16 protein-coding genes are annotated in these 25,670 nt (G+C 41.8%); 5 read left to right on the top strand and 11 right to left on the bottom strand.

The genetic code is table 11. The annotated features are described in order from the left end of the window. Positions 1-30 precede the first annotated feature (30 nt). The gene (locus HY817_01225) at positions 31-663 is read right to left on the bottom strand and encodes a hypothetical protein (protein ID MBI4835860.1); all 633 of its coding nucleotides are present in this window, start codon (positions 661-663) and stop codon (positions 31-33) included. After that, positions 660-1,103, bottom strand: coding sequence for a ribose 5-phosphate isomerase B (gene rpiB / locus HY817_01220; protein MBI4835859.1), 444 nt, complete (start codon positions 1,101-1,103; stop codon positions 660-662). The genes HY817_01225 and rpiB overlap by 4 nt, the downstream gene beginning before the upstream one ends. Positions 1,104-1,174: 71 nt before the next feature. On the opposite strand from rpiB, the gene HY817_01215 reads away from it, so the two are divergent. The 3 genes from HY817_01215 to HY817_01205 all read left to right on the top strand — a co-directional run bounded on the left by HY817_01215 (position 1,175) and on the right by HY817_01205 (position 5,371). Then, entirely contained in the window at positions 1,175-1,954 is a 780-nt protein-coding gene (locus HY817_01215; GenBank protein MBI4835858.1) for a class I SAM-dependent methyltransferase, read from the top strand. Between the two features lie 375 nt (positions 1,955-2,329). After that, entirely contained in the window at positions 2,330-4,324 is a 1,995-nt protein-coding gene (locus HY817_01210; protein ID MBI4835857.1) for an RNase J family beta-CASP ribonuclease, read from the top strand. An 84-nt stretch (positions 4,325-4,408) separates the two neighbouring features. Next, the gene (locus tag HY817_01205; protein ID MBI4835856.1) at positions 4,409-5,371 is read left to right on the top strand and encodes a sortase; all 963 of its coding nucleotides are present in this window, start codon (positions 4,409-4,411) and stop codon (positions 5,369-5,371) included. A 17-nt stretch (positions 5,372-5,388) separates the two neighbouring features. Here HY817_01205 and HY817_01200 read toward each other — a convergent pair whose 3' ends face one another. The 7 genes from HY817_01200 to HY817_01170 form a co-directional block, all read right to left on the bottom strand. After that, on the bottom strand, positions 5,389-6,675 hold the full coding sequence (locus HY817_01200; GenBank protein MBI4835855.1) for a PEGA domain-containing protein: 1,287 nt from the start codon (positions 6,673-6,675) through the stop codon (positions 5,389-5,391). Between the two features lie 5 nt (positions 6,676-6,680). Beyond that, positions 6,681-7,169 (bottom strand): hypothetical protein, encoded by a 489-nt coding sequence (locus HY817_01195; protein MBI4835854.1) that lies wholly within the window; start codon positions 7,167-7,169, stop codon positions 6,681-6,683. 117 nt (positions 7,170-7,286) lie between these two features. Next, entirely contained in the window at positions 7,287-9,428 is a 2,142-nt protein-coding gene (locus tag HY817_01190; GenBank protein MBI4835853.1) for a peptidoglycan DD-metalloendopeptidase family protein, read from the bottom strand. 47 nt (positions 9,429-9,475) lie between these two features. After that, positions 9,476-11,353: a DUF87 domain-containing protein gene (locus tag HY817_01185; GenBank protein ID MBI4835852.1), complete on the bottom strand. Its 1,878-nt coding sequence runs from the start codon at positions 11,351-11,353 to the stop codon at positions 9,476-9,478. Between the two features lie 148 nt (positions 11,354-11,501). Next, entirely contained in the window at positions 11,502-12,221 is a 720-nt protein-coding gene (locus HY817_01180; protein MBI4835851.1) for a TraC family protein, read from the bottom strand. 2 nt (positions 12,222-12,223) lie between these two features. Next, complete coding sequence (locus HY817_01175) at positions 12,224-12,715, bottom strand: PrgI family protein (GenBank protein MBI4835850.1); 492 nt, start codon at positions 12,713-12,715, stop codon at positions 12,224-12,226. A 277-nt stretch (positions 12,716-12,992) separates the two neighbouring features. Then, positions 12,993-17,912: a hypothetical protein gene (locus tag HY817_01170; protein ID MBI4835849.1), complete on the bottom strand. Its 4,920-nt coding sequence runs from the start codon at positions 17,910-17,912 to the stop codon at positions 12,993-12,995. 203 nt (positions 17,913-18,115) lie between these two features. Between HY817_01170 and HY817_01165 the strand changes: the two genes are divergently transcribed. Next, the gene (locus tag HY817_01165) at positions 18,116-20,824 is read left to right on the top strand and encodes a cation-transporting P-type ATPase (GenBank protein MBI4835848.1); all 2,709 of its coding nucleotides are present in this window, start codon (positions 18,116-18,118) and stop codon (positions 20,822-20,824) included. Here HY817_01165 and HY817_01160 read toward each other — a convergent pair. Beyond that, a complete protein-coding gene (locus HY817_01160; protein ID MBI4835847.1) occupies positions 20,813-21,721 on the bottom strand; it encodes a hypothetical protein in 909 nt (302 codons plus the stop codon). The two genes, HY817_01165 and HY817_01160, sit on opposite strands and share 12 nt — an antisense overlap. A 22-nt stretch (positions 21,722-21,743) precedes the next feature. Further along, positions 21,744-23,195 carry a hypothetical protein gene (locus tag HY817_01155; protein MBI4835846.1) on the bottom strand — a complete coding sequence of 484 codons (1,452 nt, stop codon included), beginning with the start codon at positions 23,193-23,195 and terminating at the stop codon, positions 21,744-21,746. Positions 23,196-23,356: 161 nt separating this feature from the next. Here HY817_01155 and HY817_01150 point away from each other — a divergent pair, with 161 nt between their 5' ends. Beyond that, a complete protein-coding gene (locus tag HY817_01150) occupies positions 23,357-25,666 on the top strand; it encodes a hypothetical protein (GenBank protein ID MBI4835845.1) in 2,310 nt (769 codons plus the stop codon). The last annotated feature ends 4 nt before the right edge of the window (positions 25,667-25,670 follow it).

The raw sequence follows: 25,670 nt of genomic DNA, 5'->3' as shown, positions 1-25,670 counted from the left end.
AATGCGAAGTGTAGTTCAAGCTGCCTTATCCTAAAGACTAATATCTCGTATATGGTCTATTGCGACTTTTCTGTCAGCTGTACTAAACAAGTAAGATCCGACAACCAAGATATTTGCTCCTACCCTAATAAGATTTAGCGCATTTTTATCATTTACTCCCCCATCGACAGCAATGGTTGCTTGAGGGAAACGTTCACGTAGCCACTGTATTCGGCTTGTAGTTTTTTCATCCATATGTTTACCACTAAATCCAGGTGTTATTCCCATTACTAAGAAATGATCCACTAAGGCTAATGTTGCAAAATTAGCAGGAAGATCATATTCCAAGTTTATGGCAAAACCTGGGATTACTCCTCTGTCCGTAAGACTACTTACCAACTTTTCAGGCGAAGATATTGCATACGGATGAAAGTACAATGTATCTCCGGCACGAAGATCTAACCATTCAGCAACAACATCTGGTTTTTCTACCATCAAATGTAAATCTCTTTGCCAGGTATCGGGTATGGCCCGCACAAGATCAGTACTCAACGCCAAATTGGGTACCATATGACCATCCATGATATCCAAATGAAGACGATCTACCAAGCCTTCAATGGAGGTTAATTCGGCAGCTATATCCAATGGATTTGCTGCCTGCAATGAAGCTGCTATTTCAATCATACTTTTTGTTCTAAGGCAGAGATTTTATTCACACGTCTTTCATGCCGTCCACCTTCAAAATCAGTGGTTAAGAAAGTTTTGATTATTGCCTTTGCTGTTCCCCCATCAGTCATTCTCCCTCCTAGGGTAAGGATATTGGCATCATTATGAGCCCTGATCAAGCGGGCAATCTCAACATTATTAGCAAAGGCTGCCCGCACTCCTGGCACTTTATTTGCAGCAATAGCCATACCTGCACCTGCACCACAAATTAAAACACCTTTGGTAGCAGGATCTTTTGCTACTTTTTCTGCTACATCGACAGCAAAATCTGGATAATCATCTTGCAGGTCGCCATGTGATCCTAAATCTTCTATGTCTACTTGCATTTCATTAGCAACTTCATAAACCATATCTTTGAGAGCCTGCCCTGCATGATCGTAGCCTAAATAAATTTTCATAAAAAATCATTACTAAATACTAGTCAGAAATTGTAAGCTCTAGTAGTTTTAGCATATCAAAATCATTTCATATGTCACAAGACTGGACTAATTGGGATAAAGCTGCCTGGCACTATCATCAATTTGTGGATAGCCGAGCTGATAAATTACGCACTGAACTACTTTACCCCGCTCTATTAGGGCTAGAAAAAAAGTGGCAAAAAAAGCTGGTATTGGATATTGGCTGTGGCAACGGCTTTTTTGCTAAAGAATTAGCCAACAATGGGGCTTCAGTATGGGCTTTTGATGGTCCCCAAATGATCACCCTAGCCAAGCAATCCTTTTCTGACAAGCACATAACTTATGCAGTACATGATGCGACTGAACAATTCCCGTATGAAAGTGATTTCTTTGATATTATTACCTGCAATTTGGTTGCTATGGACATGCTCGACATCACTGGCATGCTTGCAGAAAGTCGCCGGGTACTCAAGCCAGAAGGTCGCCTTTTGATCACAGTTCTTCATCCTTGCTTCACACCGCCAGTTGGTAAATTCCGCCGCGGACTACTAGGTAGAATAAATCAAAAGTGGGCTTACTTTCAGCTAAAAAGTTATTTCCAAGCGCGAAAGGTCAGTAAAAAACAGTTGTGGCCAGAAGGACCTGAGACAAATTATTATCATCGCAGCATCGGTACCTACAGTGCAGCCTTTGCTGCTAATGACTTTACTATCAAACAAATGTATGAACCAATAGCCAATGAAACCTTTTTAGCTCAATATCCTGAATATTTTCATGCTAAAAGCATTGCTATCTTTCTCATATTTGAACTGATTGCCACAGCTCCTCTGAGCCACAAAGCTGGACTTTAGATTGCTACTGCTAGATTCTCTCATTGTCCCTGAGTAGCAAAAATGGTATACTTGAGTTGATGTGGCGAATAGAACCTTTTACACAGACAACAATAAGTTGAGGATTTGACCATAAATACGCGACCCGCATCCTAATTACCTTGGCTTTCATTTGTACGCATAGCGTACAGCAATTGTGTGATTTTATTTTTTTACCCTTTTCTCCTCAAATATTCGTTTTATCATTATTACTTTATTAGAGAGCTTCTCCCTCTTTAAATTCGTGCTATTCACAACAGCGTTTAGTTATTAATCAGTTTTGTTTCCAATTTTTTATTATTTGTTCCTTATTTCTATTTTTATTATTTTTAGTTTTACAATTTAATTCATTCAATTATGAACCTTTTCACATCGTGGTTAAAAGACAAAAACTCTTCTCCACAACAACCAAAACCAAATTCTACCCCAACAGCTAGCCAGACTCCGACACCTACTCATCAACAATCTAGTCGTCCAGCTCAAAGTCAGCAACCTACTCACAATCAACAACCAGCAGCACCGAAGCATGGCCATCAACAGCCAGGTCAACACTCAGGTTCCAATCGCCATCAGTCGCAACGGCACCAACAACCTAGAAGACATTTTGGCAATCAACAACCACAGCGTCAATTCAATGCCAATGCCCCACACTCTGCTCAAAAACAATTACCGATTCCCCAATTGGAAGCTCATAAATTACGAGTTATTACTCTTGGTGGTTTAGAAGAAGTAGGCAAAAATTCTATTGCTTTCGAATATGGTAATGAAGCAATTATTGTTGATATGGGCTTACAATTTCCTGATGAAAATATGCACGGTATCAATTACTGTGTGGCTGATTACAGCTATTTCAAAGGAAAAGAACAGAATATCAAAGCCGTGATCGTTACCCATGGTCATTTAGATCATATTGGTGGTATACCTCATGTCATGCCCCGTCTCGGCGCCAATATTCCTATATACTGTAGTGAAATGACAGCAGCCCTGATCAAAAAACGCCAAGAGGATACTCGCCAAAGTTTAAATATTAATACAGTAAAAACTGAAGATACTCTTCGTTTAGGAAATTTCACTATCGATTTCTTCCGTGTAAATCATAGTATTCCTGGCTCAATGGGTATTGTCATCGGTACTCCTGTAGGCAACCTTGTTCACACTGGCGACTGGAAAGTTGACTTAACGCCAGTCAATGATGAAGTAATTGATTTCGGTAAAATTGCTCGTTTAAGTGAAAAAGGTGTGTTGGCAGCATTTTGTGATAGCACCAATGCCGCTCAAGATGGCTTTCAAACTTCTGAGAGTGCCGTCAAAGATCCAATTGAAAGTATTTTTTTCAAGGCTAAGGGACGAATCATTGCTGGTATTATTGCTTCCAATTTAGAACGCATTCAACAAGTAATCAGTCTTGCAGAACAATATGGACGCAAAGTAGTGGTTATTGGTCGCACCATGGTGAATAACATTGCTATCGCGCGCAATCTTAAGTATATGAAAATTGCCCCGCATACCATCATTACTACTCAAGAAGCTAATAGATTACGTCCTGAACAGGTAATTATTATTCTTACTGGCGCCCAAGGTGAAAAGAATGCTGCCTTACTTAGAGCCGCCAAAGGTGAGCACCGATTCGTACAAATTCAACCTGGTGATACCGTAATATTTTCATCTTCTATTATTCCTGGTAATGAGCAAAGTGTTGCTCAGTTAATGGACAAATTATACCGCCTAGGAGCGAAAGCTATCAATTACAGGATGATGGAAGTACACGCGGGTGGACATGCTAAAGCTGGTGATACTAAACTTTTACTCCGTATTTTACAGCCAAAGTATTTCATCCCAATTGAAGGAAATCACCATCTCCTTTGCCGACATGCGGAAATTGCCGAAAAAGTGGGCTATGATAAGAAGCACATTATTATTCCTGACAATGGCACTATCATGGAGTTTGATATGCAAGGAAACGTGAATGTCCTAAAACCGAAAGCTCCTCATGGCTTAGTAGCTATTGATGGTCTCGGTATGGGTGATGTTAGTGAAGACGTACTTCAGGAAAGACATATTCTTTCCCAAGAAGGTATCGTAACCGTGGTACTAACATGCGATCGCCAAAAACCGCAATTACGAGGCGAACCTGAAATCCTTACTCGTGGATTCATCTATGTTCGTGGTGCAGATATTTTGATCAATGAAGCAAAAAACATTGTCAGAGATACGTTTAATCAGCATGCACCCAAATTATATCCCCAAAATGTTGCTGAACTAAAGGGACTTATTCAAAATAGTTTACAACAACATCTATTTAGGAAGACTGAACGTGAGCCGATGATTGTGCCAGTAATTGTGCAAGTCTAATTGCTCCCACCCCGGACTCAGATCCGGGGAATTTCCTCTATTCAAAAAGCTCAAAGTGTTCTATAATAGAAAGAATCATTTTCTATGGATTTACGAGACTTTTTTCAACAGAATAATTTGCGTACCAGTAGCCCAATTATCAACAATTTCGGCATTGGTTCAGTTACCCATCCTATTGCTCAATTTCAAAGTAGCGCAGAGGATTCATCCACTCTTTTCCAAAAAGTATGGAATGGAACCAAATTAACCACTCGTTTTATTGTTACTACCCTGCTTATCTTCGGAGTAATACAAGTGAGCCTTAACTTTCCTGCTTACAAACAAAAGTACGATTACTTCCGGGAGAAACAATCGGGTGTGAAGGACCCCAAAAAGGAAATACTCAAATCATTACAGAAAGCCCCTACTTCCGCTACCGTAAGTACCACTCAGGTAGCTCAAGCGGCCACGAACAGTGTCGAAGAAAGCTTTACCTTACGTAAAGAAGTAATTAATTTTCACAACTACGAGGTAACACCAAGTGACAATCGCGTTATTATCGGGAAGATTGGTAAAAACGTACCGATTGTCCAAGTTGCTGATGATAAATTACTCAAGCAAGATTTTTCTGGCTTGGAACAAGACATTCAAGACGCCCTGCTTCATGGCATAGTGCATTATCCTGGAACAGCAGAACCAGGCCAAATTGGCAATGCCTTCTTTACTGGACATAGTTCTAATTATGTTTGGGTAAATAGTAATTACAACAATGTGCTTGCACTTGCGGAAGAGTTAGTGGTGGGAGATAAAGTAACTATTTATTGGGAAAATAAAAAGTTTATTTATCAAGTATATGATATTAAGGTAGTTGCCCCACAAGATACCTGGGTATTACAACAAAGTGGTAATGAGTATCCTTCCATTATGACCTTAATGACCTGTACACCGATAGGAACTAGCCTTAAGCGACTGATTATTCGCTCAAAACAAATATATCCTGATCCAGCTCACAACACAGCTCCAGATACCGGTGTAATCAATCCAACAGGTCCATTAGTAAGCAGCTAACAAAGAACCTGGCGAAACTACTCTAGACCCAACCATGTTTTCTTAGGAAATACATGATAATAAAGATTGCGGTCTTGCCATTTAATTAAGGCTTCATAGGGCAATACAATATTATTGAGGCTACTTTCCGAGATACTATAAATATTCGCTGGCGCAAGCATAATGTATGCTAATTTACCATCAGCCTGCTGCGCCAACCAAGTAAAATTACCATACAGTTGGGCCACTAAAATGTTACTTGGAGCTTGACCAATAAACTGAATGCCTTCCGCATTGATATTCCAGACTTTTGCCTCACTGACAACTAAAATCTGATTGGCACTAGCAAACAAGCGACCATCTCGCCAGGTATTCGCTATGGTTTTGGTAATTCTATTGAACAAAGACACCTGACCGTCCAAAGAATGCCAGGCAATATAGTTATCGTTAATTACTAATTTATCAATACTTTTATCACCAATAGTCGTGATCAGTTCTTTTTGGCCACTGATCAAAGACCGGCTATACAATCTATCAGCCTCAATGTACCAAAGTTCTTGGCCTTGTAGTTGAAACGTATGAATATCTGTCATGGTGAATTGATCGAGCAATGTACCCTCAGCAGTAAGTTTTTTTAAGGTAACTCCATACTCATCCTCAGCAAGCAGATAATAATCTGCATGAAATCGGAAAAATTGAGCAGTATTAGTTGTGGATATACCTTGCTTAAAGACAGTGAAATCTTTATTTACTAAATTTACTAACACACTGCGATTATCTCCCACTATCAAGCAGGCTGTCCCATCAGTAGTACATAAAGGATACTCGATTTCAGTAACAGGCAAAGCAATTACTTTTTCCAACGTTTTATTATTTACTTGCCACCAAGCAATTTCTCGAGGAAAACGCAACATCAAAAGCCCACTTTCAGTTAAGGTTTGGAGCGAGAGAATGGGATCCGACATCTCCTTAGTTTGCCAACTTTCCTTTTCGGGCCATAAGGGAATTTCTCTTAATCGGGTGACCAATTGTGCTTTCACTGGTGCTTTTATTTGCATAGATTTATAGCCTGGCAGACTTAGCTGTACTGTATAGTTTTGCGGCAAATAATGAGACAAGGAAACCGGTGTAGTGCTCTGTACCGAAATATTATCAATCATTACCTGAGAATCGCTTGGAAAAGTGCTGATTTCTAATACTCCAGTCCTGAGCACCTGTTGCGACTGCAAATCAACGGTGTACCCTTGAGCAAAAGCAAGGATAACACCACTAATTACTGCATAGATTGTAATTACACTAAAAGTCGTTAGCAGCTTACGCCCCATAAAAACTATTTAGTTGGACTAGCAGTGGGTTGAATGGTCACTTGAGTTTGGCCCTCAGTAGTCAAATTATTAGCTACTTTACCAGTCTGCTCAACACCTTCTGGTAAAGGACAACCTGTCTTTTCAGCTAAATATTGTAAGCTTTGACGGCCAGTCACAGGATCTTTGCCATCAAATTTCCAAGTTGGTGTAGCGGTGATATTTTCTTGTTTACAGACATCAGCCCAAGTCCCATTAGGCATTTTACACTCTACATAATTGATAAATTCCATAGCTCGACCAAAGTCTCGTTTTTGGGTCAGACAATGAGGACAGTCATACATACCATAAAACACAGCTTTCTTCTCAGTAAGGCACTTAGCAAAATCAGCTAATACACTGGGCGAAAAAAGACGCAAATAGCCAAATACTACTACTACAATTACTAGTGGAGACACTACCCAAACCCATGAGGGTATTCCCTTTTTCTGAGAAGAATTTGTTTCTGAAGCCATATTGAGCAAAATTTAAAGAGATGGATGCACAGGCGCACAATAACATATTCAGTAGACATGATGAAGTACAAAGAGCAAAGTATCAGACTCTACACTTTGATCTTTGCTGTATGCACTTTATAGTAACAAACATTTCTTTGTAGCATCATCACTACAGGGAAAGGTAGTCAAAATGCTCGCATCCATATTGCTTTGATTGATAGGATCAAAGGGTTGCCATGAACCATCAGTAGACTTAAGCTCAAAGCGCATTTTTACACCTTTAAAAGTATTTTGTCCTGTTTGAGCGAGCGTACCGATCTGTTCACCGGCATTAACCGTTTTTCCCAAAGTGAGCGTCGGCAAGAGCGCCACATGGTAATAAGAAACTTTTAACCCATTAGGGTACTCGATGGTAATATTGTCCCCTAGGAGGCTGTCACCATAGACTAAACGAATTATTTTACCAGTATGTACAGAACGCACTGTTGTTCGACTCGAGTAATTTTCAATACATTCTACCGTTTGATGAATGGGTAAAGTAATAATCGTGTCCTGACCATTGGGCAAGCGTACTCGCTTCAGAGCGGATCGGTCACTGTAAGGCAAATCTCCCAGACGGCAATGAGCCGGACTCACATACCCTGCTCTATTTGTTTGCGTCGCAAATCCAGCTGGTAGAGCTTGCGGCCTGGTTAATAATGTTCCTTGAATCACCGGTGGTTCTGATGATGGCATGGTGCTCTGGATAAGCACAGCCCCAACAGGATCTTGTAAGGCAATTGAGCGCGTAGCACCTCCCCTACCCCCAGCATTAGCCGATGAAGAAGCGCCACTACCTACTCCAGCTCCCAATAGGTTTATTTTACTGCATACCTCAGCAAAAGCACCCCAGTCAGCGTTAAATACTGAACCTATTCTCCCCGTATAGCCAATAGGCACACCAAAAGGGATACGCGACTGGCCAATCTGACAGGCAATTATAGTTGCTCCTGTAGTAACAACCAGTAATTGGACAAACATGCCCCCCAAACTAATGACAAAAAAGAGTGCTACCAAGCCTTTCAATTCTTTATATCTACCCTTGCTAAATATCCAATAAATTAAATAAAAAACATGGATCACGAAAAGTATGATACCAATACCAGTGACACCCAAAAATAACCATATCAGCAAAAATGCCAGATGTTTCAGGAACTCATTTTGTACTTTATTTAGGCCTAGAACTTTTCCTGCTTTATCAATAGCAGTACCTACCGTTTTCTGAATAGCTGCTCGGCGAACATCTGCTTTACCTACACCTTTAGCAGCGTTCCCTGTTGATTTTTCTTTGATTGCAGATGATGCTGCAGAGGAACTCTTTGAATGTTCTGCTCCTGCTTTGGCATTATTTGTCCCTTCATCACTATCACCAGATTGACTCTTGGCATCACGTTTTTCTGATTGCCCTGCTCTATTAGCAATGCCACTATCTGGTCTTCCTGATGCGGCCTTATTAGACTCATTGGCTATTCTACCAGTTCGAACATTCGCAGGTCGGTTGCTAGTACTAGTGCCGGGCGCCAAGTCTGGTCGCTTTACGCTTTCTCCTGGCTTAATCCCAGCCGGTTGAGCTGGCGTTGCTTGAATTGGTTGAGGCGGAACTGGTTGAGCATTAGCCGGCACATTTGGGCTACTTTCTGGTGAAACAGCAGTTTGAGCATCAGTTGCTGGAGGCTGCCCATCTACAGGCTGCTCAGTCTTCGCGGTATCCTGCTCTGCACCTTCAGGAGCTTTTTCTCCAGATGCAGTTTTGTCGGCGTCTGCTTCATCTCCAGCCTTTTTGTCTTCATCATCTGCAGCCTTTTCGCTGCCCTTTTTATTTTCTTCATTATCTCCACTTGGCTTGGCTGTTGTATTACTTTGCCCAGTTGAATTGTTATCATCAGCTCCTGACGTCTCGGCTGCGCCACTTTCGCCACCGGTACTATTACTCTCACCACTACCAGAACTGGGCATTCCCCTACTATCTGTTTGATCTTTAGCAGAGGTATTAGATTGACCACCACCTTGAGTATCCGATCCACTACTATTTGAAGATTCACCATTACCACTACTGCCTGTATTGTTATTATTTGTTGTCGAGCTAGAACTGGATCCTGAACCATCATTATCCGAATTACGATAAATAACCTTCTCTGTTGTTTCCCGAGTTACCGTAGCCTTGGTCACTGTAGTTACCTCTGCTACATCATTGCCCTCAGCATTGCCGGGTTGTATAGGATCTTCTCTATCTAACATACATTACGATAAAATTCAGCATCTTCTCCCTATCTTCTGTGTTGATATTATTTTGTATCAAAGTTTTCCGCCTGAGTGCGCATTTGCAGCAATTCTTCCGGGTTAGTGGTAATTACTCGGTGTTCTGCAGCAGAAGCGATGACTTGAATGGCCACATGTTTTCTACCAGCAAAAAATATCCCTTCTCCTTGTACTGAATTGAGTAAATAATATTGCTCCCCTTCAGTAAGGTTGAAGATTTTACTGAGACCGGGTACGGCAGACGGAGCTTGTTTCAGCAGAATCTGCATAGCAGAGTTGGTGATAATGGACTTACCAAAATCTTTCGCCAAGAAATCTTCCACATCTTGAGTAATATTGGTCACACCTAAATAGTATTTACGGGCACGTTTCACCAATCCATAGACAAAACGGGCCGCATCATCATGCTGTACCATAGTCCAGGCCTCATCAATCACCAGTAAACGGCGCTTCAGCTTGCTTCGCACCATATTCCAAATATAGTTCAAAATAATATACATAGCCGTGGGACGAAGCACTTCATCTAGGTCACGGATACTAAACACTACTAAGCCACTTTTGAGATCAACATTGGTGAGCCGATTAAAAATACCGGCAAAAATACCTGCAGTATACTGTTTCAATCGCTGAGCCAAATCTTCTCCCCCCTTAGTATCTTGTAATACATCATAGAGATCCTCCATTGTTGGTGGTGGAATGGTACCTGGATTTACTGTATCCATAGTGATGCCCTTGAGAGCATAGGTATCTAATAAGGCCTGATCCATAAGGCCCTCTTCACGGGCGCTCAAATTACCTAACATCAGTTTCATTAATCCCTTGAGGGTGATAATGGCAGTGCGTAGTAAATCTCCTGGCTGCTCTTCTTTCCCTTCATAAGGCAAGGGCAAGTCAAAAGGATTGATACGACGATCGGCATTCAGCGATACGTCCATATATGTACCACCGACCATATCACAAAGCGCTTTATATTCATTCTCCGGATCGATAACAATGACATCAGTCCCCAACATCAAGCTGCGCAATACCTCTAATTTCACCGCATAGGATTTACCTGCGCCAGAAGTAGCAAATACTACTGAATTTGCATTTGGTAAGCTGAAACGATCAAAGATGATCAATGAATTATTGTGACGATTGATACCATAGAGGATACCTTGATCAGATGTCAGTTCAGATGAAGTGAAAGGAAATGAGCTAGATAATGGCTCAGTATTCATATTTCTGACCACATACAGCTCATCAGTTGCATACGGCATAGTAGAATGAAATGCTTGCTCAGTTCTGGCTTGGATAGATTTAATCACTAAGAGCTTACCTCCTAAAATAGCCTCCAATTGCTTACCCAGATTAGTTAATTGTTTTTCGCTATTAGTATAAATAGTGAAATAAAGACCGAATTGAAAGAACTTTTCAATACCAGTAGAAATGCGATCGCGCAATTCTTCGGCATCAGCAAGAGCAGCTTCCAAAGCGGGATCGCGAGCTTGACCTCTTTCTTGTTGGATACGAATAGCAGATTCCATTTGGCCCACTTTGTTTTGTAGACTGTGCAAGATGTCAGCAGATTGAATGGGATAAATAAACATGGAAATATCCATGGTGGCCTCCAAATTGATCACTGGTGAAAGCCAGTTGGTATCTAAATAACGGGGATAAGAAAACACAACGTAGGTACGGGCATAGACATCATTAATCATCAACTTGTCATAGTCGACTTTCATGCTAGAAGGGGCAATCAGATCTTTTACTGAAGCAAGCCCAGCCTCATAAAGCTTCTGTGCTTCATCAAGACGCTTCTGTTCACTGGATTTTTTTTCGGCATCTGGAGCAGCAGCACCACGATTCAAAAAAGAAAATCGTTTTTCTAATACGCCACGGCCTTTGCGCTCGGATTTGGTCATCTCAACCTGAGTGGTAGTAGCAATTTTTTCTGGCGTGATTGCGGGTTGAGCAGGAACTGGTGCTCTTTTACCACCAAACATACTCTTCAGATCCTGAAATGATCCTTTTATTCTTGCTAGAAAACCAGATTTTTGTGAAGTATTAGAATTATTCATTTTCAGTTTGGCCAGCAGCTTTAGGGAAATCGAACAAATTCAATTGAAGCAGATTTTCTACTTTTTGTCCTTGAGAATTAAGAGGATTGTGAACTTCATAAAGCATTTGAATCAACTCATGCGTATTAAGCCGTTTCACATAGATACCAGCTGAAGAGAGCGCATTTACTACTGAATTAGCTCTTTGGTTCAAGGTTTTGCGCAATACAGAGAACTCCTGCTTACGAATCTTATACTCAAGACCATTGTCTGAAGGATTGAGTTTTTGCATGAAACGTTGAAAGAAATTTGATCCTTTGCTTCGGTCAGGCTCATGAGGCACTACTATATAAAAATCCTTTTCCATAATATCTGAATATTCTACGAAACTAGCCACGAAATCGATGTAATCAAACGTTTGCTGTTTCAGTCGGGTATCGGATTGTTTATTGGCAATTTCGGTCATACGAGTCAAATAGCCTTCAATATCAAGCCTTTTGGAACGAATCACGATTTGAATAGGAAAGTCCAAAGAATTCAAAAAACTCTGATAAGAATAAATAATAGAATTTTGCTCTTGTTCAGATAATAGTTCAAAATTCACGCTTGAGACTGAGAGTACAGCTCGGACACTACCATCTTTAAGCACGATAGTATTATCCTTGATCTCAGCTATCTTGAGATGAGTTTGGGTACTTGCTTCGACATTTCCTTTGCGTTGATTCACTGGCATAACTATTTCTTTTTATTAACGTGAAATGCGGTATGAACTAAATCCTGATCTTCAGCTTCATCGATGTCAGATAGACCATCGGTGTCTAGCACCTGAGTAAGCTCTTTGAGGCTAGCAAATTGTTTCACTGGTTCAGTCTTTGTTTTTTCCACTTCTTTTTTTGCTACCTTTACTGGAGCGGTATCCATCCGATCAGCCAACGACACATCCCCACTACCCTTTTCCCAAACGCGTAAACGAGGTTTAAGCATATAGAGAGTTATCACACCAACAAATTGGGCAAAACTCATATCATGAATGCGGACCAAAGCAAAAGCAGCTGTGATGGCAACTATAAAGACTACCAGAATGGTGCTTACTGGTTGCTCCAGAAGCAAGTACAGCATGTAGGCAAAGCCAAATCCCACTACTGCAATGATCAAACCTGACATAGTCAGTGGACCGACAATTGTATCCGCTCTTTGAACATTTTGCGGTACTTTGAATTGTGCCATAAAGGGGGTTTGGGGGTTATCTCTAAATTATAGCATGGATTAGCTACAGAAATCTAGAATCTAAAAGCCAAAATCTAGATGAGATAATAATAACTCACGAACTGCTTACAGGCACTTCTGTAATGTTTCCTGGATTTTTTCAAAATCTATAATTTAGATTCTAGATTTTAGCTTTTCTAGAACAAGCTCACTATTCTCTGCCACGCAGTAGTTAGAGCCCACCATAGGTCCATGGCCAATGTCCACAAGAATGTGAGAATGGTATTAATCATAACGATTAAGGATTAGCTGCTGGTGGTGCCGGCGGATTAACAGGTGGGTTTGCAGGAGGATTTTGAGGTGGTTGCCCTGCGGCCGCACGCTGGCGTACTTTTTCTTGTTCTTCAGCCTGTATTCTAGCACGCACACGTTCTTTGTCAGCTTCAAGCTCCTCTCTTCTCTTTTTCGCCTCAGCAAGGACATGCGTTTTAAATTGATCCACATAATTCTGCCCTGTGGTGTTTAATTGCACTGAGCCATCGGCAGCCAATGAACCAAATAGACCCTTAAATTCGTCGTCCGTATTAGAAGCCAGCTTCTTGCCCAAGGCTGTCTCAATTAATGGAGCTAATTGATCAATTTGTGCTTGAGTAGTAGTAATTTTAGCTAAATGTTCCATGGTCGCATTCAATTGTACTTCATGATATTGTTTTGCTTCAGGCGTACGAGCTTTCACTATATTTTGAATTAATCCTTCCATCGCTTTCACCACCATTTGTGGTGAGCTAGTCACACTAGCATTAATTGCATCACCTAACTTTTGAGCGTCCATTTGTTTCACAAAGTGACGTACGCGGTCATCGTCACCATCCAATTTAATAGTACCCACCTTTTCAGCATGAGTATCTCTAGTACTGCGTAGTAATGCTTGTCCTTCTGCAATATCCTCGAGAGCACGGCCTTGATAGGCACCTTCTGTAGCCAAATGACCCATAATTTTTGCAACTTCATCTCTTTCATCCGATTGCATCGCTTCTGCGTAGGTATCATGATTGGCAAAAAAACCTAATCTCTTAGCCGCACCAAAAACACCACCGCGGCCATCTTTGCCCTGAATATAATTGTTAAATATACCCTTATCTTTTAACTGTACACCGAACATACTCATGGATTGCCCAGCGACTTCTTTATTCATTAATCGCCAGTCATCAGCAGAAATATTCATATTGTCTGCCAGCGCCAATAAAAGCTGTTGAAAAGCTAAGCCAGTACCTTCATCATCAGTACCATCACGACGCTTCACCCATGAAATAGTGCCATCATCATTCACCACTCTTCTCTTGTTAGATACACGCCCAGAAGCTAATGCCTTGGAAATAAGTCCCATAAATTCTGGCACCTGTTGTCTTTCTCTAGCATTGATAACATTTTCTAAGTTCTTACCAGTTTCACCGGTAGTACTAATTTCTTGTGCTTTTTTGCCTTTCTTATTGGCAATAGCAGCAAGATTAGTTTCTTGCATACGCTCCAGGGCTGAATCCGCCTCTTCTTCACGCACACCATTAGCCAGTTCCAATGATTTGATATTATCTCGCAAACTTTTCCCATTCTCCATTATTTTATCCAAATCCAAGGCGCCACGTGAAGCCAAAATACGGGCCCGAGCCATTAAAGATTGTGAATCGCCTTTACCAATAGACTCATCTAACAATTTGCTTTGAATTCTTCTAGTGTCATAGAGATTGGACTCCAGCTTTTCAGTCTCAGAAATTTGGCCTTCACGATGTTGAGCCAAAATTGAACGAAACTTTTCACCACGACGAGTAAAACGGCCGCCAGAGAGATAAGCTGCAGCACTCAATTGAGAACGCTTGCGTCTATCCTCAGCGCCCTTTTTCAGATCTTCAGCAATATTTTTCACACCACCACCGACATTTGACGGTAAGGCTAGTACATGCCCAGCACCTCTAGTAAGCCACGCTAGTCCTCTACCCACTCTACCACTACCTCTTACATTCTCTAAACGATTACCAACTAAGCCTAATACTTTGGAAGGTGCACCAATACCCCACTTAGCAGCAAACTTTGCTCCAGCCAAAGGATTGGAGCCTAAACCTGCCACTCTATCAATAAGACCTTGAGCATAATCACCTTTGGCTGCAGTGAAGACACCTGCGTAAACCATAGCAATAATAAACAATAACTTAAGATAATCAGCCATGGTTTGAAAGCCAGCGGGACCAAGTGTTGAACCTGCTACCGCGCCAGGAGTAGTGACTGTCTCACTAAAAATTTGTGGCACCACACTATCAGCAGCTAGTACAGCTAAAGTAAGGAAGAAGGCCACCCCAACATGCAAAGTAGCATATTTGAAAAACTTACCTTGCCATTGACTGACCACACTCGAAGTAAATGGGAATAAATTACCCACTACATATAAGGGGGAAGTTATAGCCAAAGCCCAGAGTATCACTATACGGATAGTAAAGGTGATCGCTAAGGCCAAGAAACCAAAGAGAATCATTATCCCCATTAGGAGCAAGGCCATATTGGCTAAAAAGAAGTCTACTTGATTGCCCGGACGGTTAGCATCATTTTGATCGATATAACGCTGCATATCTTCAAATTTGAGTCCTTGCGCCAAGCGACAAAGAATACTGCCTTGTTTTACATTATTAGGAATACTAATTAAACGCCAACTATTTGCCGAGTTTTGGGCAGGTGTATATTGAGAACATTGAGCACTTCCACCCGCACCATGTGGTCCCATACCGCCCACCTGATAAACACCAGCTTCTACCACATTAGCAGCATCGATCACAATACCAACAAAAAGACGAGAAAAGTTTACTGCGATGACAATCAAGATTAATTTGGGCAAAATAGTCTTGATGGCATAATTATTGATTTGGTATTGAACGATATTTGCTACTGCGACGATTAACAAAGCTAAAATAAAGAAGAGATTGACGAAATCTCTAATCGCCTTCCACATCGTGATCACGAAACTAGAAGTGGTAAAACCGGTATAACTCAATACTGCTTGGAATAAACTCATCACCATCGCCGCTAGCCAAAAGACGAATTTAATTAATAAGGCTACTAAAACATTGATAAAGGCTAAAATTGAATTGAGTAAAGAATTCCCCGTATCCCGACCATCATCTGGTAAATTAGCATCCCGATTAGCAGCAGCTCCTTCATTTCTATCATTCAAAGTGAGACATACCGGATTGGCATTACAAGCATCAATTCGCGCAATCAATTGGCTCAAAGCTGTTCTTACTGACTCAGAGCGACGCATCTTGAAAGGTTCGGCACTGCCCGCTAAGGTCATAGTGAAGTTATTTCTACTTGTTCTATCTTGAGGTTTATGTGCTTTATTGGTGTCAGAGTGATCTACATAATCTTTTTCATGCTCTAGACATCTTTTCCAGGCTGGGAAATTTTCTTTGTTGATAGTGTCAAAGAACACGTTTGGTGAGCAGGCATTGGTAACTGCAGCCAAAAAAGGATCAGTAAATATAGTAGCCCAAGCGCCAGTGCCTGGCCGATCTTCTACTAACAAGCTCAAATCACCAGTTCTATGCTCAACAGCATTAGGATAATTGGGGTCGTGACTAGCCACTGCCATGTAATACCAAGCAAAGAGCATGGTATCTTTATTATTGGTGATAGTACGATTGATATAATCATTCATTTGCTCCAGCACATTTTTTCTACTTTGAGCCGCAGTACGATTAATTTGCGCTAATTGTGATTGAAATGCCGCTCTACCAGTAGCAACTGCAGTACTTGGTGGAGGAGGTGTTGGTAGTGGGCGATCTAGGTAGGTAGTGGATCTTTCAATCAATTTTCTATTTACCGCCATTAATTGGTACAAAATTGGTTTCTTAACTGCATCATCAAAATTGGATCGATAGCCGATAGTGGCATTGAGAGAAGTTGCTACTTGATCAGGATTTTCTGTGTCATAAACAAAATCTGAGCTATCGGTATAGCCATCATTAATGGTTTCATCTAGATAATCCTCTAGACGGTAATCAAATCTATTTTGAGCTAGAGGATCATATCCTTCAGCCAACTGAATATAGTCCGTACTAGCCATAAAAGTGCGCAATATGGTTTTCTGTTCAGCTGACCAAGTTCTGTATTGAGCTGCCAATTCAACTGTTGCTGGTTGTAATACCTCACGGACAAATTGACCAGCCCTTTCTAAAGTAGGGATGTTTCTATCATAACAATTGGCCACCTGTGTGACATATTCATCTGTTCGAGTACCAGACGTTGTTGATGTCACCTGAGCATCCCCTTGACAGGCTTGCATCATATTTTCTATCGGACCATTACCAAAGCCACGATCATAGTTTTGTTCATAAAAGCCTGTAAGATCAACATATTGACTACTATTGACTGTCTGCACAGCACTGGCAGGAGGATTCTGTAAATATGTTTTTAATGTGCCAAACAAACTTCTTGTTTGCTCAGCAAGAGCTGCATCATTGCTCATACTATCGGCCAAGACCCAAAGCAGGGCTGCGCTGAAACCTCTTACTAGATAAGGTTTTTCATCATTATTTAATATGTCTGCTCTAGTACATCTAGGGGTATCGCCATCTCGACTTGGCCCATAAAGAGCCAAACCTGCATAAGGACTTGGTAACGAATCGGTATTGGTACTAGAACCGCCAGGTGGAATGTTTAATAAAGTACATAAGTAGCCTCCATTAGATCCACTTAAGAAAGTACCGATTTCCTGAGCACCATCCATACCACCACTTTCTTCCCGTAAATAGATGTCAATGATGCGATCTTGGGTAGCATTATTTGGGGTAGAGCTACCATAGACATATGGCTTACTAATAAAGTCCCCTGGCAGTTCATAACCAGGCCCAGTAGTACCATGATTATCAAAAAATGTTTCTAATTTATTTCTAATAGCATTATTCCATCTGGTGCGCTCACTACCATTATCGAGAGCATTGCTGGGATTGTTCAAACAAGCTTTTATTTGTGCCCAGGTAACTTCATTATCGTCGTCAGTACAATCTTCAAAAAAATCATGGAAGCTTGGTGAAGAAGCATCGGCTTGAGGAACTTTGAAACTTTCAAAGATAAAAGATCCTTGACTGATCAAGCCACTTATCAGCACCAGCATCACCAATACAGTACTAAAGAGCCTTACAAAATACGAAAGTGGTCTGGGGGAGGAAACCATAATTTTTTGAACTTCATATCATTCTAAAACATTTTACGATGAGAAGCAATGGAGTAAGAGCAATTCTGAATGCTGAATTCTGAATGCGGAATGTACACTGAAGAAAACTAGGTGTTGAGCATCATTATCAATACCAAAGTCACAAAACAGCCTAGCTAACGCCTTTTATTCAGAATTCAGCATTCTTAATTCAGAATTGTACTATGTCCTCTTTTTCCCAACTTTCTCCCGCACAAGCACTGACTCAATTACGCAGCCTACGCCAAGGGATTACCAATGAAGAAGCGAGGCAAAGGCTGATTCAGTATGGTCCCAATGTGCTCAAAAAGGTAGGCAAAAAGGCCGCCTGGCAGAAATTTGTTGAGCAGTTCAGTGATCCGATGATTATTTTGATGATAGTTGCTGGATTACTCGCCTGGTTTTTGGGTAGTACACGGGATGCAGTGATACTACTTGGCATAGTTTTGATTAATGCCATTATTGGCTTCATACAAGAGTATAAGGCGGAAAATGTCATCGCCTCTTTACAATCATTTTTGACTCCCCAAGCCAAAGTGATGAGAAAGGGCCAACAATTGGAGATTCCGGCAGCAGAGCTCGTGCCCGGTGATATTGTTCTCCTCAGCGAAGGTGATGCTGTGCCAGCGGATATCCGTTTGCTGACAATAAATAATTTAGCCACCAATGATTTTTCTCTCACTGGTGAATCTAATCCTAAAACAAAGTTTATTCATGAGCTGAGTAAATTAGAACCTCTTGGCCGACAAGATAATCAAGTATATTTGGGCACTACTATCGCACGCGGTAATGGTTGTGGCGTAGTATATGCCACCGGCATGTTTACAGAAATTGGTAAAATCGCTGCAATTACTGCTGAAGTAGGCAATGATGCTTCTCCTCTACAAAAAGAAATCGCCAATATTGCCGTCCGTCTAACTATATTATCTCTTAGCTTGGCAGGGATCATATTTAGCCTCAATCTTTTACAGAACAATCCGGTACAGGCGAGCTTATTAGCAGCCTTAGGTATCGCTGCTGCTATGGTTCCGCAAGGTTTACCAGCACAATTGTCAGTAACCTTTTCTCTGGGCGCATCTCGCTTAGCTGCACAAAAAGCCATCGTAAAGCAGCTTTATTCAGTGGAGACACTAGGCTCTACCACCATTATTTGTTCTGATAAAACTGGCACTATCACTACTAATGAAATGACGGTGCAGCATATTTGGCAAGACGGTAAAGATTATGCCGTAGATGGTATTGGTTATGAGCCCAAAGGAACAATCGCCAAAGGCTCTAGTATAGATGAAAAACTTCTGCTCAGTGGCGCCTTGGCAGCAACAGGCAATATCGCTGAACCAGACGAGAAACATCGGCATTGGTATGCTTTGGGAGATCCAACAGAATCAGCTTTGGTCACATTGGCTCGTAAGGCTGGTATCGATGTAAATAAGGTGCGAAGGGATTGGCAAGAAGTACAACAATATCCCTTCGACTCAGTACGAAAAATGATGAGCTCAGTACGCAAAGTACCGGGCACAAAGAGTAAATACATTGTTTTTCTCAAAGGATCTTTACCTGCAGTATTAGCTATTTCCAAGCTTACAATCGCAAAGCAAAAATCCATTAAAGAAGCAAGCAATACTTATACCGAGCAATGTTTACGCGTCTTGGGCATGGCTTATCGTGAGATCGATGGCAAAGAATTAGCTAATTTAACTATGGCTACCGTAGAGCAAGGCATGAAGTTTTTGGGTTTTGTCGCCATGGTTGATCCCCCACGAGTTGGTGTGCGAGATGCCATAGCTCAGGCTCGAGCAGCGCATTTGCGCACTTTCATAATTACCGGCGATCAAGCAGAAACTGCTAAGGCAATCGCTAAGAATATTGGCTTAGACCAAAATCAAGCCTTAACTATTGTCAATGGTGATGAATTGCCTCAATTAAGTGATGCTGAGCTGAAAGAAAAATTAGTTTTACCAGCAATTATTTTTGCTCGTACCAGTCCTGAAGACAAATTGAGGATTGTGAAATTGCTTCGTGAACAAGGAAATGTTGTGGCCGTGACCGGAGATGGTGTCAACGACGCTCCAGCTCTCAAGCAAGCTGATATTGGTGTTGCTATGGGTAGAATCGGCACTGATGTGGCTAAGGAGGCAGCGGAAATTGTGTTAACTGATGATAGCTATGTCACATTGGTAACTGCTATCAAAGAAGGCCGAACAATTTTTACCAATCTGAGAAAGACCCTGTTCTCTACTCTTTCCAGTAATTGTGGTGAATTAACAGCAGTATTAGCAAGCGCCGTGCTTTATATTTTTGGCTATCCGGCTGCTATTTTTGCCATTCATATTTTACTCGTTGATTTAGTAGGTGAAATGTTGCCCTTGATGGCACTTACCTTTGATCCTGCTCCTAATGATTTGATGCGCAGAAAGCCACGATCACTCAATGATCATTTCCTTACGATCAAAAACATTTTAGATGTAGGTTATGCTGGATTATTCATGGGAGGCATAGCGGTATTTAATTTTCTTTGGTTCTTGGATAGAGCTAATTACACTCCAGGAACAGTACTTACTTTAGACAACCCTTTTTATTTAAGAGCACTAACACTGACTTATGTCACTATTATGTTAGGTCAGTTTGCTAACATTTTATCCCGGAGACATGAAACTGAAAGCATATTTAGTCGCTATTTCTGGAGTAATCCTAAACTGCTTGGCGCAATCATAATGTCGCTTGGCCTGATGTGCTTGGTAATCTACACTCCATTTTTACAACCATATTTAAGAACAGCCAATCTGCATTTTTCAGACTGGCTGTATGGCTGTTTAGGCTTTGTGGGTATGGTAGCTGCTCATGAACTACGCAAGCTATGGCGTAGAAGAAAACTAAGCAAACTATCTACCTGATCTAGCTCGTAGTTCTGCTTCTTCAGCAGTAGTAATGGGTGATTGAGCTAGTAAACCTGGACGGGTGCAAATAGACACAATATCCAAGGCCTCAGCTGGATGCTCACGCTTATAGTCAGACCATGAAGTTAATTCAAAGATACGTGATGCTAAGTTACGAGCAGGCACCATTTCGCCTTTGCGCCATAAACATAATACTATGTTTGATAAATGGCCTGGTTCGGAAATTTGATTGTCTAAATTACTATTTACAAATCCAACCCAATTCATATCAGGATTAGGTTGACCCTGAGCAGCCCCTGAAAAATCGCTTAAAGCCAAAGTAGAAATATCTGCGCGGGCAATCTGTAATGCTCTCATGATTTTTGCCAGTTTGGCACTATCAGTTAAGTCACTCGCCGCGACGGCCAAGTTGGGCACCTCTAATCTCATTTGTTGCTTCGCTGGATCAGTAAGTAGTGGACTTTGTAAGATATCATTCATTGTCCCAACATACTGAAAATTAATATCTTGATGCGCTTCTCCAGTCGCCAATTGAGCTTCAATAGCACGAATTAAACGCTCAGCCGTGTCAGCCCATGCCATAGTTTGCTTGCCATGTTCCCAAATAGCACTGGGACTGTTTGCAGCTGCTTCACGTGCATCAGCTCGCCGCCTGTCTGTACTTGTTTGAACAGATGTATCAGAGCTACTAGTGCCGATGCGTGACACTCCTTCTGTAAAAGCCACATAACCCGTGGCTACTAATGCGCCAACACCCAAAACTTTCCAAAAGTTTCCTCGTACTGCATCCCGGGTTCTACGCCAAGCGGCTGAGGGCGCGCTGGGAGCCGAAGTGGGTGCAGATGGAGCGCTTGAAGGGCTTGCATTACCTTGCCCAGACCAAATATCAGCCATAAAAGTATTTAAAAAGGTTTAATTAAGGATTTCCTCCGCCAGTTTGCCCAGTGCTGCCCGGTGGAGCCGGTGTTACTGGAGGTTGTGGTGGTGTGGGAGCAGGCGAAACGGGTGGCTGTTGTGGAGCAATTGGAGGACTTCCTGGTTGCATATTAATATTAACACCTTGTTGAGCCACCCTTTGTGCTGCAGCACCAAAAGCCACTGCTTGTGAAGCAGCAGCCACATCACGCAAACTGGCTGCCCCACCAGCTCCAAGTAATGAATTTGCTGCTATCATACTGGTAAGTTGATCGGTACCTGCTCCAGGGAACACTCTCTTTAATGCATCTAATCTTACCTCCATTGATGCCGCCTCACCTTTGGCCTGTTCTAATACAGTAGCTGCATGTTGAGTAGCAACAAGAGTCTCACCCCTTTCAACTTCTAATTGTCTAGCTTTCATTATGGCCTCTGTCCTTTTTGCTGCTAAGTTTGCTGGCTCTGACAAAGTGTTAATCACAACCGTATAATTGACGCCAGTGGCATTCCGAAGAGCCACTAAAGCTGGATGCTCATTGATCATAGTAGCAATAGCCGGCAAGGCACCGGTTACCGCGTGATAATCAAGCGCCTGCCCGCCTGGTAGACCAGGAATATTACTTGATCGTAGAGCACCAAATACGCTCTCAAATACTGCATCAAGCAAATTGGTAACCATTTTTTTCACATCTGCCTTATTGTTAATGTTAAAGGCTACCGCTGCTCGTGCAGGATCAGTGACCGGCAACTCTACGGTATACGTAAGTGGATGTTGAATACCATTAATATCGACCTGATGTGTTCGACTGATCGATTCATTAGTCAAATTGAGATAGTCATCAGGACCGACTTTTACTGTGCGTTGAAACCATCTGAAACGATAGGAAACTCCCTCTTGGAATACTTTCACGTGTTCAATAGCATCAGTAATCCTAGTATTTAATGTACTAATATGAGCAAGCATAGTTTGTATACGCTGTGCCGGTGGGGTATTAGGAGCAACATTCGGCGTAGCAGTAGCCGGCAAAACTCTCCCACGAGTGGGGCGCAAGAAAACATTTTCAATCACCCACACCTTCATATCGGTAGGACTAAGCATATGCCATTCCATCCCTTTCCATGCATACAAACCTGCCAGAGCAACTGCTGTTAAAGTACCATAGCCAGCAATTTCTCCCATGCTTGCTTCGCATCCTTGTAAACCGACTGAGGCTAGACCAAGCATTACCGCCTGGAGTTTTCTGTGTGCATCAGAATCAAGCACTGCTGGGACTTGTAAGTTTTGGCCCATCATGGCCAATCCCCTCGCCTCTTCCGGGCTCTCTAGAGCAGCTCTCAAGTCATCTCTTTGTGATCCTACTGCATTACGAGCCTCAGCAATTTCTAAGGGAGCAAAAGCTTTAGGAATATCATTTCTTTGTTTGGCAGGAAAACTCTCATTCGGTGCAGACATTGGCAATAGGTTTAAATACGCTTCAATCAATACTAACAAACAAAAAGCCTCACTGTCAACAACTACTAATAAGCGATTTTCAGCTCTCATTTTTCGTGTCTTTTGGATCTACTTGTGTTATAAACGGCAGGGAGAGAATATTCTTTTTGTAGTAGAAATGTATGTTTCTTAATTCAAGACGAATGCGTGGTTTAGGAATGCTAAGCTTAAGCATTTTCATCACAGCTTCATTACTTTTATCATTTTCACCTCAAGTCGAAGCTCAAAGTGGCGGTACACGCTGTACCACTAGCGGACAAACATTATTTTTGCATTTCAATTATCAACCAGTCCCTAATAGTACTTATCCTGAGAATAAAGCTGTAATTTACATTCCCAAAGAAGCACAATGTGCTGGTGAATTTCCTCTCTACATCCACTTTCATGGTGACAATAAATATTCTGATGGTATCAGTCCTTTTTATTTACCGCCTAGTGAAATTGTTCATTATACCGAGACACGACGAGATGGCACTACTACTATTCATGAGCAACATGGTTCAAGCAGATTCCAACGTGCCATAGAAGCTGCTATGCATAATGCTCGGGTACCAGGCATGATTTTTGTTTTACCAGCCAATGCTCATCCTACTTCAAATTGGACGGGAATGACTGGTACCAGTATAAAGACAGCTGTTCAGGCTGCATTGGCCAGCAACAGTGCTACTAGCGGACTTAATATCCGATTGAGTAACGACACGATTATTTCTGGTCACTCTGGAGCTGGTTGTCATGGTGATGATAGTGCTTTGATCAAAGCCAGAGACCTAAATCCTAAAGCGGTAGGGGTTATTGACACTTGCACATCTATTTATCCTCAGATTAGCACTACCTATCCCCGAGCTACTATTTTGTATTATGCCGCTGACATGGCTTATACTGGTGCTTCTTTTGCTAATAACCAAGAGAGTGGAGGGTATCATAATGTATTACCTGCTGGCTTTCAAAATTTAGCTAGCTGTGATGCCCAAATTTTCTTCACGCCTCACAATCCACAAGTCAGACAGAGAGATAGTACTCCCCACTATGGCACTCAAAATACCCACTTTAAACAGTATTGGGACAATCCCCAGTTACCATGCGCTAAACATTCAAGTAACCCTTGGTATGCTTTATTCGCTACTGAGATTGATCACGCCACGGCTGCTGGCCTGGGTGTACAGACATTGTTAAGCCTGGTGTATTCGGAAAATACGCCTCAGCAGACTAGTGGCACTGCTACAACTGGAAGTAACTTTGTTCCTACTCAAGGCAGCGCTGGTACTCAAACAAACACTGCAGGAGGAGTCCGAGTCAGTGCTCCAGTTGCTGGTGGAACAGTACCTTTGGAAGTCGGGATCAATGGCATTACCAGTATTGAAGGTAACAATCAGGGATATATTGTGAATTATACTCGCATTCTTTTCCTCTATGCTGCAGGTATAGCAGGCTCTTTGGCTCTTCTAGTACTGATCGGAGCTGGCTTGATAATTATTTTGGGCGGGAAAAGTGATCAGGCAAAACAGCTGATTATTGGTAGCATCAGTGGTTTGGCCCTATTGGCAACTAGTGGCTGGATTTTGTATCTCATCAATCCCTGTTTTTTTACTTTTAGTGCTAATCCTGTATGTACTCCTCGTGGCCCAGCAGCTGTTCGTTTTCAATTTGCCCCAGGAACAAATGGGACACCACTCAACAGTCAATTCAATCTCAATGGCACACCTCCCGGAGCCCCGCAAAGACAGTGTAACAACGGTGTCTGTGATATTATTTTGCCTGTTGAATTTATCGCGCAAGGTTCAGCACCAAGAGAGTGTGAATTCGATAATATTTGTGCTCAGAATCCTAATGCCGGTACTGATACTGCTGGCGAAAATCGCAAATGGGGAGGAGTAAGTTGTGGTGTCACTTCTTTTGCGATTGCTTATCGCTATGTAAGCGGTAACACTACAGCAGTGAGAGATATATTACGAGATATGATAAATAATTATTATCGTTGCGGTATTCACGGTAGCAACGATCGCAGCAGTATCGGTGGCTATGATGCTGTGTCGGCTCCGCGTACTTTTGACGATATCCTTTGTGCTTATGTGCTCGGTACTGGAGGGAATCCTAGTAAATTAACCAATATTCTGCGGACCCAATTAAACGCTCATGGGTCACATTCAGTACAGCTGACTCCAGAAACCATTTTCCGTGAGTTATCTGAGGGGCACCCTATGGTAGTAGGAGGTGCGATCAGTAGAGCACGCAATAGTGGCTTTGTATCTCATGCGCACTTTACTGTCGTGGTTGGTATCCAGGGTTACAATGAAAGCACCAAACAATTCACTAATTTGCTGATTCATGATGTTGCTCATAATGGCGGTGACAATAGCATTATGACTTGGGATAATTTCACTTCTCTACAAAGTTCCAATCACTATAAAACTGGTTACGCAGTAGCAATGTAATCTT

Source organism: Candidatus Abawacabacteria bacterium, from assembly GCA_016207805.1.
In the GTDB taxonomy this organism is placed as follows: Bacteria; Patescibacteriota; Gracilibacteria; order RBG-16-42-10; family RBG-16-42-10; genus JACQZO01.
This window is presented reverse-complemented; position numbering and strand designations above follow the sequence as displayed.